This is a genomic window from Paenarthrobacter sp. TYUT067 (assembly GCF_023656375.1).
Lineage (GTDB): Bacteria > Actinomycetota > Actinomycetes > Actinomycetales > Micrococcaceae > Arthrobacter.
In genome coordinates this window covers 43,491-58,540 of the sequence record NZ_JAMOIT010000013.1, presented here as the reverse complement: position 1 = coordinate 58,540, position 15,050 = coordinate 43,491, and the positions used below count along the sequence as shown (strand labels likewise).

At 62.2% G+C, this 15,050-nt stretch carries 14 protein-coding genes; 11 read left to right on the top strand and 3 right to left on the bottom strand.

Annotated elements, in window-relative coordinates; all coding sequences use genetic code 11:
- Positions 1-36 precede the first annotated feature (36 nt).
- Genes MOD31_RS13100 through MOD31_RS13085 form a run of 4 tightly spaced genes read left to right on the top strand, consistent with a single transcriptional unit; the run spans position 37 to position 3,984 of the window.
- The gene (locus MOD31_RS13100; protein WP_250820912.1) at positions 37-1,002 is read left to right on the top strand and encodes a carbohydrate ABC transporter permease; all 966 of its coding nucleotides are present in this window, start codon (positions 37-39) and stop codon (positions 1,000-1,002) included.
- Between the two features lie 2 nt (positions 1,003-1,004).
- Entirely contained in the window at positions 1,005-1,913 is a 909-nt protein-coding gene (locus MOD31_RS13095) for a carbohydrate ABC transporter permease (protein WP_250820863.1), read from the top strand.
- Positions 1,914-1,933: 20 nt separating this feature from the next.
- On the top strand, positions 1,934-2,950 hold the full coding sequence (locus MOD31_RS13090) for a LacI family DNA-binding transcriptional regulator (RefSeq protein ID WP_142937403.1): 1,017 nt from the start codon (positions 1,934-1,936) through the stop codon (positions 2,948-2,950).
- Between the two features lie 23 nt (positions 2,951-2,973).
- The gene (locus tag MOD31_RS13085; protein ID WP_142937404.1) at positions 2,974-3,984 is read left to right on the top strand and encodes a YdcF family protein; all 1,011 of its coding nucleotides are present in this window, start codon (positions 2,974-2,976) and stop codon (positions 3,982-3,984) included.
- A gap of 4 nt (positions 3,985-3,988) precedes the next feature.
- Here the strand turns inward: MOD31_RS13085 and MOD31_RS13080 are convergent, their stop codons facing one another.
- Together MOD31_RS13080 and MOD31_RS13075 are read right to left on the bottom strand one after the other, a co-directional pair.
- Positions 3,989-6,034, bottom strand: coding sequence for a glycoside hydrolase family 3 protein (locus MOD31_RS13080; RefSeq protein WP_250820862.1), 2,046 nt, complete (start codon positions 6,032-6,034; stop codon positions 3,989-3,991).
- A gap of 50 nt (positions 6,035-6,084) precedes the next feature.
- Positions 6,085-7,383: an exo-beta-N-acetylmuramidase NamZ domain-containing protein gene (locus tag MOD31_RS13075; protein WP_250820861.1), complete on the bottom strand. Its 1,299-nt coding sequence runs from the start codon at positions 7,381-7,383 to the stop codon at positions 6,085-6,087.
- Positions 7,384-7,557: 174 nt separating this feature from the next.
- Here MOD31_RS13075 and MOD31_RS13070 point away from each other — a divergent pair, with 174 nt between their 5' ends.
- From MOD31_RS13070 to MOD31_RS13040, 7 genes are all read left to right on the top strand, one after another.
- Positions 7,558-8,469, top strand: a complete 912-nt coding sequence (locus MOD31_RS13070; RefSeq protein WP_250820860.1) for a MurR/RpiR family transcriptional regulator — start codon at positions 7,558-7,560, stop codon at positions 8,467-8,469.
- A 49-nt stretch (positions 8,470-8,518) separates the two neighbouring features.
- Complete coding sequence (locus tag MOD31_RS13065; RefSeq protein ID WP_250820859.1) at positions 8,519-9,073, top strand: GNAT family N-acetyltransferase; 555 nt, start codon at positions 8,519-8,521, stop codon at positions 9,071-9,073.
- A gap of 53 nt (positions 9,074-9,126) precedes the next feature.
- Positions 9,127-9,555, top strand: coding sequence for a hypothetical protein (locus tag MOD31_RS13060; protein WP_250820858.1), 429 nt, complete (start codon positions 9,127-9,129; stop codon positions 9,553-9,555).
- Between the two features lie 20 nt (positions 9,556-9,575).
- Positions 9,576-10,253, top strand: coding sequence for a hypothetical protein (locus MOD31_RS13055; protein ID WP_250820857.1), 678 nt, complete (start codon positions 9,576-9,578; stop codon positions 10,251-10,253).
- Between the two features lie 94 nt (positions 10,254-10,347).
- Positions 10,348-11,283, top strand: coding sequence for a polyphosphate kinase 2 (gene ppk2 / locus MOD31_RS13050; RefSeq protein WP_250820856.1), 936 nt, complete (start codon positions 10,348-10,350; stop codon positions 11,281-11,283).
- Between the two features lie 120 nt (positions 11,284-11,403).
- A complete protein-coding gene (locus tag MOD31_RS13045) occupies positions 11,404-11,931 on the top strand; it encodes an RNA polymerase sigma factor (protein ID WP_223941256.1) in 528 nt (175 codons plus the stop codon).
- Positions 11,928-12,662, top strand: coding sequence for a hypothetical protein (locus MOD31_RS13040; protein ID WP_250820855.1), 735 nt, complete (start codon positions 11,928-11,930; stop codon positions 12,660-12,662). The genes MOD31_RS13045 and MOD31_RS13040 overlap by 4 nt, the downstream gene beginning before the upstream one ends.
- Positions 12,663-12,711: 49 nt before the next feature.
- On the opposite strand, the gene treS is transcribed toward MOD31_RS13040, so the two are convergent.
- Entirely contained in the window at positions 12,712-15,006 is a 2,295-nt protein-coding gene (gene treS, locus MOD31_RS13035) for a maltose alpha-D-glucosyltransferase (protein WP_142937413.1), read from the bottom strand.
- Between the last annotated feature and the right edge of the window lie 44 nt (positions 15,007-15,050).

Here is a 15,050-nt window from a genome sequence, read left to right as displayed (position 1 = left end):
CTCGTCGATCCACCACAAGGAAGTGCACCCGTGGCAATGACCGTAACCAGGCCCGGTCCGGCGGCCGATACTGCAGCCGGAACCCCGAGGAAGTCGCAGAACTTCAAATCCCGGGTGCTCATCCCTTACGCAATGCTCGCCCCGGGCATCATCCTGTTCCTCGTCTTCATGGCAGCGCCCATCATTTACACCCTGGTGCTGAGCTTCCAGAAGAAGAAGGTCAGCGGGCTGGGCCTGGGCAAAGGTTCACAAAGCACGGCGTTCGCCGGTTTGGACAACTACGTCAGCGCGCTATCAGACCCGGAGTTCCCGGGCAGCGTCCTGCGCGTCCTCACCTATGGGCTCATTCTCATCCCACTGATGCTTGGCTTTGCCCTGCTCTTTGCGCTCCTGCTGGATTCGCGGCGGACAAGGGCCGGCAGTTTCTCCCGAACGGCCATCTTCCTGCCGTACGCGGTACCTGCGGTGATCAGCTCGCTGTTGTGGGGCTTCCTGTACCTTCCCGGCGTCAGTCCGTTCCACTTCCTGGCCAGGCAGTTCGGCATGGAATTGCCGTCGCTCCTGGATCCCAACCTGGTCACGTTCGCCATCTGCAACATCGCCCTGTGGGGTGGTGTCGGCTTCAACATGATCGTCATGTACACCTCGCTGAAGGCCGTGCCCAGCGAAATCTACGAGGCCGCAAAGCTGGATGGCTGCTCCGAGATCCAGACGGCCATCAGGATCAAGATCCCCATCATCGCCCCTTCACTGGTGATGACAGCGTTGTTCTCGATGATCGCCACGCTGCAGGTCTTCGCCGAACCCACAACGCTGCGCCCCCTGGCTAACAGCCTTTCCACTAGCTGGTCTCCGCTCATGCTGGTGTACCGGGATGCTTTCACCCGCAATGACGTCTTCTCTGCTGCTGCCACCAGCATCGTGATCGCCTTGGCAACCTTCATCATTTCGTTCCTGTTCCTGCGCATCGTGCAGAAGCGGGCCTTCGGACAGGAGAACTGACCGTGACTGCCCTCGCCACGCCTCCCACAAACCGCCGCGCCAACCCCAAGCGAAGCAAGGCCACCAAACCGGACTTCATCAAGGAAAAGCCCAGCTATCTCTCCACCGGAATCCTGATCCTCGGCGCGCTCTATTGCCTGTTTCCCGTGATTTGGGTTGTGGCTGCCGCGAGCAAGGACGGCACTGAGCTGTTCTCCACCTTCACCTTGGCCCCAAGTACGCACCTTTGGGACAACATTGTGGAGCTCACCGAATACCGCGACGGCCTGTTTTGGCGCTGGATGCTCAACACGGCCCTATACGCGGGCGTCGGCGCGATAGTGTCCACCTGGGTTTCAGCTCTTTCCGGCTACGTGCTGGCGAAGTTCGATTTCCCGGGCAAGTCGGGTGTTTTCAAGGTCCTGCTGATGGGGGTGCTGGTTCCCGGCGTTATTCTGGCCATCCCGCAGTACCTGATGCTGGCCCACGCCGGACTCACCAACACCTACTGGTCGGTGCTCTTGCCGCAGATCATCAGCCCGTACGGCATTTACCTGGCGCGGATCTACGCCGCGGCCTCCGTTCCCGGTGATGTCATTGAGGCCGCCCGAACCGAGGGCGCCAAGGAAATGTATATCTTCAACCGCATTGCTGCACCCATGATGCTCCCGGGCCTGGTGACCATTTTCCTGTTCCAGTTCGTGGCCATTTGGAACAACTTCATGCTGCCGTACATCATGCTCGGCGACGACCAATTGTTCCCGATCACTGTGGGACTTAACGGTCTGCTGAACCAAGGCGCTTCAGCGCCCGCCCTGTACACGCTGGTGCTCGCCGGCGCGCTGCTGTCCATCGTGCCGTTGGTGATCATGTTCCTTCTCCTGCAGCGCTATTGGAAGGTGGATCTTGCCGCTGGCGCCGTGAAGGCCTAGCGGTAGGTAGGCTTTGGGTCATGACGCAATCCGCCCCCAGGCCCCGGCCCAAAATCGACGATGTGGCCGCAGAAGCCGGCGTATCGCGAGGTACCGTTTCCCGGGTTCTTAACGGTGGCCATTGGGTCAGTCCGTCAGCCTTGGCAGCCGTCAACGCCGCGATCAAGAAGACGGGCTACCGAGTCAACCCTCATGCAAGGAATCTCGCCACCAATCGTGCCAATTCCGTGGCTTTCCTGCTCACTGAGACCCAGGAACGTCTCTTCGAGGACCCCAACTTCGCTGTCCTCATGCGCGGCGCAGCGGACGCCCTGGCTGTGCATGACATTCCGCTGGTCCTGATCATGGCCGGCACCGATGATGAACAACGGCGTGCCACCGATTTCCTTACTGCGGGCCATGTTGATGGTGTCCTTCTCATTTCCTCCCATGGAAGCCGGAAGGGCATCATCGCGGACATCATTGCCGCGGGTGTCCCGGCGATCGCTTGTGGCGCCCCCTTGGGCTTCGAAAAGAAGATGGGTTACGTCGCTGCCGACGATTACGAGGGCGCCCGCGACGTTTTGCGGTACTTGCGCGACGGCGGTCGGCAGCGGATTGCCACCATCGCCGGCCCTGCGGACACCTCCGGCGGTACGCGGCGACTCGAAGCGTACCGGGACGATCAAGGTGCGGATATCGATGAGGAGCTCATCGCCCAGGGTGACTACAGCCGCGACAGCGGCGCCAAAGCGATGCGCGAACTTCTCGGCCGCACCAAGAACATCGATGCTGTTTTCGCTGCGAACGACCTCATGGCGCTTGGTGCCTTGGACGCTTTGCGGGAGGCGGGCCTGACAACTCCAGGTGACGTCGCCGTCGTCGGCTTTGATGACATTAAGCTCTCGCAGGAGGCGACGCCGCCGCTCACCACGGTCAGGCAGCCGTTTGATCGGATCAGCGAGGAAATGGTGCGGCTGCTGCTGGACGTCATCAGCGGCAAGCGTCCGGCTGCTGTCACCATCCCCACCGAGCTGGTCATTCGCGAATCGGCCTGACTGGTACCGCATAGGCTTGGATCATGCTGAACCTGGTCCTTGGGCTCCTCTTCTCGGGGCTCTTCCTCGCCTCTTTCCAGTCGGATCGGCGGCGGCTTCGCAACGGCGTGTTCCTGCTGGTGGCGGCGTGGTTCCTCCTGCAGGCTGTGCTGGAATTCCTCATTGACCTGAACCCGTGGTTCGAGTGGCTGAACCTGGTGGTCCTGGTGGTCCCGGTGGTGAGCATCTTTGTGTTCGCGGGCTTCCTGATCGCGAATGGTGCCACGATGGTCCGTAGGGAAGGCCCGGGGATCACCAGTTTCCTGCCTATCGCGGTGGGGCTTGCGGTATTCCTCGCGCCGGTGGTTGCGTTTCTTTTCGTACTGAGCGGGCAGCCGGTATTGGCCGGCGTCGCCGCCCTCGCCTTCTTCCTCTGCGCCTACTTGGGCTGCGCCTTCGTGGTGTTCCTGGGGTACGCGTTGGTGTATTCGCGGATGCGTTTCAGCCCCAACCCGGCAGCCGTGATCGTCCTCGGTTCCGGCTTGATCAATGGCAAGGTCCCGCCGTTGCTCGCCGCCCGCTTGAACAAGGCTTTGGAAATTTACGACGGCGGCACCCCGGCCAGGCCGGTCTTGGTGCCTTCCGGAGGCCAAGGGCCGGACGAACCCCGGCCCGAGTCCGCCGCCATGAAGGAGTACTTGGTGGCAAAGGGTGCGGTGGCCGCGGATGTGTTGGAAGAGAACCAGGCCACCACCACCCGCGAAAACCTGCGGTACTCCGTTGCCCTGCTGGCAGATAAGGGCATTCAGGGGCCGGTGCTGGTATGCACCAACAATTACCACGTGCTCCGCGCCGCGCTCCTGTCCCGGCGCCAGAAGATCAACGCCGAGGTTGTGGGTGCTCCCACGGCCAGATACTTTGTGCCCAGCGCCTTCCTTCGGGAGTTCGTGGCCGTGATGAGGGACAACCGCCGGACCAACATCATTCTTTGCCTGCCGATGTTCGGGATTGCCCTGCTCATCACGGTCGCACTGATGAACTCGACTGTGGTGTAACTTCCTAGGGCTTGGGGAGCCCAGTGGTGAAGGTGTGCGTCCACTGGGTGACAGAACCGTCGGTAAAGACGTACCCGGGCCGCCGTTCCGCTGTGACGGTCACAGTGCCGGAAGGCTTCCTGTAACTTCCGGCTGCCACTTCCTTGCCGTCAATCAGGTACGCCACACCCGGGACAGAGGGGATGGTGTAGCCGTCCTGCCCGTGACCCGGGCGGTCCGTGAAGGTGACAGGGGCCGGCGTCGCAGTTTGGTAACTCAGCCCGAAGCCCAACGGCAGGAGGACACCGCTGGCGTCGGCCTTGGGAACGTTGACCGGCAGCTTGCCGCTGGGGTTGACGGCACCAGAGATGGCGCGGACAGCACCGTGGAAGTTGACCTCCTTGACTCCATAACTGTTGAGCACGGCGTCGGCGCCGGGGAAGACGTTGATGTCATAGGGATTGCGGGTTGCCACAACGATCACCGGTGTGCCGGTGGCCGCGAGTTCTGCAACCATCTGTTTCTGTGCAGCATTGCCGGTTGCGTTGTAGGAAGCGAAGACCACGGCATCGACGTTGCCAGCGGCAGCCACCGCACGTGCACGGTAAGCCGCGGAGGGCGAGCCCCCATCCTCGTAGTCTTCAGTGACCGTGAATCCCTGATCCTTGAGCATCGGTCCCGCGAGCTCGGGCCACGCCGAACCGGCACCCACCATGAGCACCGAGCTGCCCGAAGCGAGCGGTAACACCCCGTTCTCATTGCGCACCAAGGTGACGGCGCGGTCCGAGATCAGCTTGGCCGTGGCCAGGTTCTCCGCGCTCCCCACGACGGTGTCCACCGCGGCGGGGTCTGCCATAGGCTGCTCGAAGACCCCACGCTTGGCCTTCCATTCGAGGATCCGTCGGACGGACTCATCCAGGCGGGTCTCGGTGATCTCGCCGGATTCGACGGCGGCGCGAACCCCGGCGAACGACGCGTCCACGTCCGGGGAGTTGAGGAGGATGTCAGAACCGGCCTGGATCGCCTTGACAGCGATTTCTTCCTGCGGCCACTCGGCGGCCATTGCGGCCATATCCAAGGCATCAGTTGTCACCAACCCCTTGAAGCCCATCTCATCGCGAAGCAAACCGGTGAGTACCTTGTGGGACAGGGTGCCGGGCATTTCCGCGTCGATGGCCTCAACAATGATGTGGGCCGTCATGACCATGTCCACGCCACCGTCGATTGCGGCCTTGAAGGGTTTCAGGTGCTCATTGAGTGTTGCGCGATCATAAGTGACGGTAGGCAGTCCGTAGTGGGAATCCACTGAGGTGTCGCCGTGGCCGGGGAAGTGCTTGGCGGCCGCGCCTACGTTGTGTGCTTGAATGCCTTCGATCTGGGCAACACCGAGGGCACTGACCAGCGCCGGGTCCTCGCCCATGGAGCGGATTCCGATGACCGGGTTGTCCGGGTTGGAGTTCAGGTCCAGGACCGGTGCGAAGTCAACGTTGATACCCATGGCACGCATTTCGGAGCCAAGGATTTCTCCTTGTGCCTTGGCAAGATTCGCATCAGCCGTGGCGCCGAGGGCCATGTTGCCCGGGAGCACCGTGGCGGGCGGTCCGATGCGGGCAACCAAACCGCCTTCCTGGTCGATGGTGACGGCTAGTGGAACGCCGGTCCCGTCCTCCCGCAAGGCCGTTTGCTGCAAGCCATTGGAGAGACCCGCAACCTGCTGGGGGTTGTTGGTGTTGCCGGACCACGCGAAGTAGAGGACGCCGCCCAAGTTGTACTTAGCCACTACCTCGGCCGGCGTATTGACGCCGTACCTCTCTTGGTTCTTCGCCGCCATGGAGGTGTCGTCCGCCGACGATCCGTAAACGTGAGTCCAGGTCATCTGGCCGATCTTTTCGTCCAGCGTCATGCCGGCAATCATCGCCTCGATGTCCGGCGAGGCGGAGGCCGTCGTCGTACTTCCAGTGGTGGTGGGCGGGGCTGCGACCGCCGTGCCCACGCCGGTCAACACCCCCGCTCCCGTCATCAACAGCGCAGTGGCGGCCGCCGTCATGAGTGAAGTTCGTTTTCTTTGCATGTGAATCCCAATCCCATCGTCCTTGTTGTGGTTGAGGTTTGCGTGTGCCATTAGCGCTTGCCGTTGTAGAGGAGGTACCCGCGGGTGTCGCGCACGAACTGGTCCAGTTCGGACCGCCAGCTGTCCATGATGGTCCTGGCGTCAGCACCGGCGTCGAGCTGTTGGGCAAAGCGGGCCGAGCCGCTCAGCAAGCCCATCCAGCGTCCGCCGTCGCCTCGCCAACCGAAGCCGGGGTACAGGCGCTTGGCTTCGACCAACATATGGGTGCCCACTTCCAGGGCTTCGACGCGGGTGGCGTCGGTGATGTGAACCTGTACGCCACCACAGATGACGCCCTGGTTTTTGGAAAGGGTTGGCTGGAAATACGCCTCACGGAACGTAACGCCCGCAAGGCCCTTGCTGTTCAGTGCCTCGGCCCAGCGGTAGTCCACGTAGGGCGCGCCGATGAGTTCGAAGGGCCTGGTTGTGCCGCGCCCCTCTGACATGTTGGTGGCCTCGAACAGTGCAGTGCCGGGGTACAGGGTGGCGGTTTCTGGTGTGGGCATGTTGGGGCTTGGCAGGATCCACGCTGCCCGGTTGTCCGGCCCGGTCATGTCGCGCCGCCATCCCTGGACCTCCACCACCTGAAGGTCTTGGATGGGTGTGAGGCCCGCGGCGGGAAGATGAACCGCGTTGAAGTATTTTGCGAGCTCGCCCACGGTCATCCCATGCTGGAGCGCAATGCCCAGCTGGCCAACGCCGGACTCGAACCCCTTCTGCAGCACCGGTCCGCGGGCCTGGCCGCCGATGGGGTTGGGGCGGTCCAGGACAACAAACGCGGCTCCGGTTTGGGACGCCGCCTGCATGGCACCCCACATGGTCCAGATGTAGGTGTAAAAGCGGGCGCCGACGTCTTGAATGTCGAAGCATATGGTGTCCACGCCGGAGGCTTTGAAGAAGCCCACATAAGCGGCAACGTTGGCGCCGTAGGAGTCGTAGACCGTGATGCCGGTCCGCGGGTCCACGGATGTTCCTTCGCTGGCGCCGTCCTGCGCGGTCCCCCGGAAGCCATGCTCGGGCCCGAAAACTGCCCTGACGTCCACGCCTTTGGCCGCCATGTCATCCACGATCGAGCGGAAGTTTGCCAAGACGCCGGTGGGATTGGTGATGATGCCTACCTTGCGCCCCGCGAAGATGCTCCAGTTATCGGCGGCGGCTACATCGGCACCGTTGACAAGTACTCCCGGTTTTCCCGGCCGGTTCTGTGCGTTGGGGTTGTTGGCGGCCGCACCAGGAGCAAAAGGTGCGACGACGGCGGCAGCTGCCGCCAGCCCCGATGCATGAAGCAGTTTTCTACGATCCAGTGCCATGAAAGAGCCTTTCGAGGGGAGCGAGTAGCATGACAAGTTTTGTGATTTTCCTTACACCGACCGTATTCGCTTGACCGCACTGCGTCAATGACTTACCTTCCTGGCGATGCTTGTGTAACTTAATGACAAGGCCCTGACGGACTTGGATTGGGTTTGAGGCGTCGAAAGGAAACCATGGTGGAAGCGCCGGGGACCGCGCAGTTGTCCCGCACCGTTTTGGTGCGAATACGTTCTGTCCTGCCGGCGTTGCGCCCCTCGGAACGGGCCGTGGCCGAGCTGGTTCTCTCGGACCCATCGCGGGCTGCCACCATGTCCATCGGGGATCTGGCCGAGGAATGCGGGACGTCCACTACGTCCGTGGTGCGTTTCTACAAAAAGGTGGGCTACGGCGGCTACTCCGATCTTCGCTTGGACCTTGCCCGTGAAACTGCTCGCGAGAGTGTGGCCCACGGCGTGCCTGCGGAGGTCTATGAGGACATCAACACCGCAGACTCTTTGCAGGACATCGTCTCCAAAATTGCGTTCAACGAAACAATGTCCATCGCCGATACCGCGCAAGTGTTGGACGTGGACCAGCTGGCCAAGGCGGTGAGTGCAGTGTCCGGTTCCCGAAAGGTAGACATCTTCGGCGTGGGGGCAGGCGGTTTGGTGGGCCAGGACATGCAGCAGAAATTGCACCGGATAGGACTCACCTCCTTCAGCTGGGGGGATCCGCATGCCGCCTTGGCTTCCGCAGCCCTCCTGGATGCCGACGGTGTTGCTGTAGCCATCTCCCACTCGGGAGCCACGCTGGACACCATTGATTTCCTGAAGGCAGGCAAAGCAGCGGGGGCCGTCACCATAGCCATCACCAACCATGCTGATTCGCCACTGGGCAGGGCGGCCGACGTTGTGCTGAGCACGGCCGCCCGCGAGACTCCTTTCCGCCCGGGGGCCATGGGTAGCCGGGTGGCGCAGATGATGATCGTTGACTGCCTCTTCGTGGGGGTCGCCCAGCACTCCTACGACGCATCAATTGCTGCACTCCAGAAGACGCACGCAGCTGTGCGGGGCAGGAAGCTGCCGCGAGTGAACCCTTCGGCCTAGCAGCCCGATGTGACAACCCGGGATAGTGCGCCTGGGATAGGGTCGGTCCATGTTTACCCTGGTCGCCCCTGATACGTCCTTTTACCACTCGTTCCTCGAGTCCCACCAAGAGTGGGCCGGGGCCCATCAGGACGGTGCCGCCGTCTTCATGGCGGACGATGTCACCACCCCCGGAGGATTTGAGGAATGGGTTGCCAGGCTGCTGGATGCTGAAAACACCCCGGAGAAGGACGGCATGGTTCCATGCACCTATCTCTGGATCACGGAGGACTCGCGCTACGTAGGCTCCATCGCGTTCCGTCATCACCTCACCCCGGCCCTCCTGAACTCCGGTGGGCACATTGGCTACGGAGTCCGGCCGTCCGATCGTGGACGGGGAGCGGCTTCCTGGGCTCTGCGTGAGATGTGCAGCCTTGTGGCTGCGCGGGGGGAGTTGGATCGCGTTCTCCTAACGTGCGATGACAACAACGCGGCCTCAGCCAAGACGATCGAGCGTTGCGGTGGGCTGCTCGAGGATGTGCGGATGGACGATGACGAGACCGCTTTCCGTCGCTACTGGATTGACGTCCGGACAGCCGCCCTCCGGGCAGCCCCGACAGATTAGTTTTGTCACCCTAGGGTTGACACTTCGGCCTGGTGCGGCGCACCATGGGATGCATGAGCAGTCAACCCCGGGGTGACACGCCCGTTGCGCGGGATTCACCATGGCACAAGATCCTTACTCACCGACCCCCTGGTGATGGCTCCAGGGAGGCGGCGGCCAAACGATTCACAGAACGCGGCATTACCCCGGAACAAGTCAGCGCGGTCATCGCTGATGGCGGGGATGCCCTCTATTCGGCTGCAGCCGAGGGCAAACCGGGCTGGGCAGAGCCGTTCGGCGGGCCTCTCGCCGTCGCTCTCCTCGCAGCCGAAGTCAGCATTTTCGCAGCGCATTTGAACTCCAGGGCGTCCGGAGTCAGATCGGCAGCAGTCGCCGAACTCCTGGACGAATACAGCGCGGTAACCGTAGCCGGTGAGCTCGGTGTGGCGCGCCAGAAGGTCTACGAAATCGCCAGAGCGGGTCTTCGCCCGCCATACATCTAGCAGGTCCCGTGGAGGGCGTCATGAATCCCATCGAAGAAAAGGTCCAACTACCGGACCCGAAAACGCAGTACCTTGTCCATCCCCTGGACCTCCCCGAAGCCCGCAATGAATATCTGACGGGCTGGTGGCTGGGAATTGTTGCCACTCCGCAGGTCTACACGGCACTTCTGGCCTTCTTTTGGGCGGTCAGCAACAACTACGTCACGCCCATCCTGGTCCCGCTGGTCCTGGTGGTGATCGCGGGGTGGATTAGTTCCAAGCTGACCCGTGGCGCTTGGGACTACATTCCCCGGAAACGCCATGACAAGGACCGGCGGATGACGGTGATGACCACCGCTGCCTCGCTCATCACTTCACTTGCACTTTTCGCAGGTCTGCTGACCTTCATGGTGTGGGCCGCATCCCAGGACTTCGTGCCGGGCTTCAGCGCCTACCCGTTGGGAATGGGTGTGGCAATCGTGGTGATCATGGCCGGAGGGCTGGCGGTCAAACTGATACGGCGCCGGTCAATTGACGTGGCTTCGGATGCCATCAGCTTGGTGGTTGTGGCGGGCGCTGTAGGGCTCGGGTTCGGTATTCTCCCCGCCGGGCGCGAAATCGCACCATTGGACTTGCTGCCCGGCGCGGCGATCCTTCTGGGCGTCTGGCTAAGCTGGCTGCTCTTCACGCAGGTGGAGGCCCGCCGCAACCACGGCTGACCGCTGCATAGCCTGTTCATGTTCCCGTCACCAAGCCTTGCTACGCTGCCGCTCAACCCGCAGGCCGGGCAGGCTTACAGACCAGGAGGACCGCATGACGGAGGCAACCCCACCATCCACATCGCTGGACGATTGGTGGGTCAGGGACAACCTGCGGGAAACCATCGACCATTTGGTGGAGTTGGGCTACACCATCAGCGGAGGGCAAGGGGAGGACCCGGACCTGATCGATCCCGGCGGATCGGCGGTGGAGACGTGGAACGAGGATTATCCCTATGAGCGGCGGATGACCCGCGATGAGTACGAGATTGAGAAGTATCGGCTGCAGATCGAGCTGTTGAAGTTCCAATACTGGGGTCAGGACCTCGGGCTCAAGCACGTGATTGTTTTCGAGGGACGCGACGCTGCCGGTAAAGGCGGCACCATCAAACGCTTCACCGAGCACTTGGACCCACGGTCCGCCCGCACCGTGGCGCTCGCCAAGCCCTCCGACCGCGAGCAAGGCCAGTGGTACTTCCAGCGCTACATCCAACACCTTCCCACCGCAGGCGAGATCGTCATGTTCGACCGCTCCTGGTACAACCGCGCCAACGTGGAACGCGTCATGGGCTTCTGCACCGACGACGAATACGACACCTTCATGGGCCAGGCCCCGGTGTTCGAAAAGATGCTGGTGGACGCCGGCATCCACGTCACCAAGTTCTGGTTCTCCGTGACCCGGCAGGAGCAGCGAACCCGCTTCGCCATCCGCCAGATCGACCCCGTCCGCCGTTGGAAGCTCTCGCCCATGGACCTGGCATCGCTGGATCGCTGGGACGAGTACACGGACGCCAAGGAGCGTACATTCCTGTACACGGACTCCGATCACGCGCCGTGGATCACCATCAAATCCAACGACAAGAAACGCGCCCGCATCAACGCCATGCGCTACTTCCTCAATCAGTTCGACTACGCGGACAAGGACACCTCGGTTGTCTACGACGCCGATCCGCTCATCCTTCGCCGCGGTCGCGACGCCGTGGGCGACTAACCCGCAGCGTTCAACCCTCAAGCCCGACGTCGGCACTCACCGCGAGTGCCGACGGCGGGCTTTCCGTGTCGTTCCTGAAAGTTGGGTTACATTTTCCTGACTGCCGGACATTAACTGGATATGAGGGTGCAAACGGAGCAGGGGGATCGCGTGGAGTCTGCCGGGCAGAAGCATTTTCTGGCGACGCATGCGGCGTGCCACGACAAGGTGTACCGGTACTTCCGGCGTCGAACGGAGGGGACGCCCGCAGCCGAAGACCTTACCGCCGACGTCTTCCGCATCGTGTGGGAAAAATGCCGTCAGGGCCAAGAATTGTCTGAGTTAGTGGTGTTCGGGATCGCCCGGAATGTCCTCCGCAACCATCACCGTTCGGCCGTTCGCTCCATCAATCTCACACAACAACTGGAACGTCAGAGAACGCGCGGGCTGGGCTCCGACGACGGCATGGTGGCCGACGCACTGGATCGGCTCAAGCCGGAGGAACGCGAGGTTCTCCTCCTGACGTACTGGGACGGGTTCACCTCCGCCGAGGTGTCAGGTCTGCTGGACATTTCCGCCACGGCCGTCAGAATGCGGCTGCACAGAGCACGGAAGCAACTCAGCAATCTGATTCGGGAGGATCAAGCCACAGAGGATGTGCAGCGATGAGTAGCAAGGAAAAATCCACCGTGGATCGCCTGACCGCAGCTGATCCAGCTTCCGCGGTTACCGAAGAAGAGTTGGCCCGGAGCCGTGAGAAGAGCCTGGCTGCCATGGACACTGACGCCGAGCACATCACCGTGGGTGGGTCTGTTACAGATTTCCATCAACAGCCTGCCGGACGCCGGGCGCGGTTGGCAGCAGGATTCGGGTTGGTGGCGGCGGCTGCAGCAGTTGTTGCCGGGGTAGTGGTGACGTCCTCCATGACGGCTCCACACACGGAGCAAGCTGCGCCGGCTGCTACCCAGCTGGATCCTGCGCCGGAAACAGGCTCCTCCAGTGGGCTGCCGCTACCCGAAATCACAGGCTCGCCGACGCCCACGGTGGAGGCCGACATCGTGGCGGGCGGTGCGGGTAAGCTGGCCGCTTCAACGACCGAAATTGACGGTGTCATTTCCGGGGGTATTTACATGCGCCCTGATGTTCTCCGGATACTGAAACTTGAAGCGGATAACAACGGTTGCATCGGCAACGGCTTCTTGTTCCCCACTGGCACGAAAGTCACAGACGGCGGGTTGGTGATGCCCGACGGAACAGTCTTCAGCACCGGAGATGTCATCTCCTTTGGGGGCCTGGAAGTGAATTCCAAGGACGTGGGAGCGTGCGCCGACGGCCGCCCGCTCGTCTATATGGAAGAGGTACGTGCTTACCCCGGAAAGGTTCCCAACGCAGGCGGATAACACCAAACCGCGACGTCGGCACTCACCGTAAGTGCCGACGTCGTGCGTTCTATTCGGTAGCCTCATCCTCTACTACCGGGTCCTTCAGCAGCAGTGCCGTGCCCTGGAAGGCGGGCAACTCGAGGAAGAAGCTGCACAGATCATCCACCTGGGCCACTTCTTCTTCACCGGAGAACAAATCATGGACTGTAGCTCCCGGAACAAGGTGCGGGGACTGGATGCTGCCGGCGATGTCCTGGTCAGAGAAGTTCAGCACCGTCACCTGCAATGCCCCGTCCGCGAGCTGATTGACCAACACCAGCAAGCCGCGGTTGGAAACGTCGGGCACATCAAGGAGCGTGCTGGTGGCGATCCCCGACTCTTCCCGCACCGTAAGGATCTGCTGGAGGCGCCGCGCATAGGAGTTCGGGTCCTTCAGCTGCTCAGGGAGGGAACCGTACAGGCTCCGGGCACGCGCCATACCGGCAAGGGAGGTCTTGGCGTCCGGGCTGGTCCCCATGAGGTCGTGCGCGCCACGGTTGATCCACCGGGTGTCACCCTGCGAGGTGAGTTCCTTGACGGTTTCGCGGTCCAGCGCTGTGATTCCCGTGAGGTCCCAACCGGAGAGCGCGAACACACCCGGCTGCAACGCGTTGTACATGGACAAGAGCACGTGGGCATCCAGGACCTGCGCTTCCTGCTCCTTGGTGATGGCATCCGGGTCCTTGATCCCGAGGGCGGCCATGATGAAGCTGACGGTGGTGCAGGCGATGCCGTTGGTGGTGAAGACCGCGTTGTAGGGCCCGTTCTCACCCGTGAGCCGTTCACGCATGGTGGTCTGGACCTTCTCGGCCACCTCGGCACCGGTGAGCTCCTCGCCGGCAAGTTCAAAGACTTCATCCCTGTGCCCGGCAGCGAAGTGGAGCAACTCATAGGTCAGTTCATCGTGGTTCTGGAGGGCGTGAACCAGCGATGCCTGGTCCACGCCGATCTCCATGGACAGCCGCAAGGTGAGGCGCAGGAACTCGGTATCTCCGATGACCAGGGCGTAGTGGTAGGCGGGCCTGGTGATGAAGTCGTAAGACAGGTCCGGGCCGGACTCGGACTGCGACTTGATGTCATCGATAGTGAGGTTGAGCTCTTGGAAGGAGAACCCGCCCACCTTGCGGATCATGGAACCAATCAACTGGTTGGCTGCCTCGGACAACGGGTGACCCTCGGACCAGCCCGGTTCTTCCTCGGCGCTCTTCTCCACACCCAGGAAACCGTTGGCATCCAGCCGGAGCGCTCCGGTCCCGAGGTCCAGCAAGGAGTGCAGGGCGTCGCCAACCACCAGGCGCATGCCGGCGAAGGTGGGGTCCAGCCAGTTAATGGAAGGCTGACCGGCCTTGAAGTAGTGGAGATAAACCCAGCGGCGTTTCTTGCCCGTGGTGTCGATGATGGGCTTGGTGGCGCTCCAGTTGGTTTCCTTGACGCCGGGCTCGTAGAAGATAACCCGCTGCAGTCGCCCGATGATGTAGCCGGCCTTTTGCAGCGCTTCCTCAGCCGCGGGGCTGATGTTCACCGAATCTTCGCCCTCGGGGACGTCCGGCAGCAAGTGCCAGTCCTCCTCCGGGATGTCCACCATGTGATAGATGCCGGGGTAATCCCGGAAGTTCATTTCGGCGAGGCGGAAGTCCGCTCCCTTGCCGGTGTGCCCCGGGACGATGTCGTCAATGACGGTGCCGCCGTGCTGGTTGGCTACCTCGCACATCTGCCGGAACTCTTCCTCCGTGCCGAAGGCGGGATCGATCGCCATGCTGATCCGGTCGAAGTGGCCGTCCACGCTGGGTGTTTGCGACCATCCGCGGATGCCGCCGGCCAGCTTCACCGGTCCCGTGTGCAGGCCCCTGATGCCGATCTGGCTGAACGCGTCCCAAAGCGCTGGGTCACCCAGCGCAGAAAGGAAGGACTGGCCGTCCTTGGTTATGAAAGACAGGGGATAGGCAGTGAACCACACAGGTGCACGCTCAACAGCTGCGCGTGGGTTGGGCCTGGCATACGAGTTCTGCCACATGCTGGCCTGCCCGGACAACTGCCGGGCCATGGTGTTGGCGTCACCCAGCATGGACTGGTTCCGGAGCCAATCCACGTACGTGGAGTTCAAGCCGTCGAATTCCAAGGAGGGCCGGGCGGCAAAGAACTGCCGACGCCGGGCAATGGGGCGCAGCGCTTTGGGACGGGCAGGGTAGAACTGCTCGTCAAACGTGATTTCCGCCGGTTCGCTTGCGGTTTCATCGGGCGTTTCCTGTGGCGTCTCCTCCGCATTTTCTTCCGGAGTTTCGCTGATTTCTGACACGCTCTCGCTGACTGCAGGCTCCCGCACAGTTGTCTCCTTTACGTGGTCGCCGCGTCAACGCCGACCTTCCG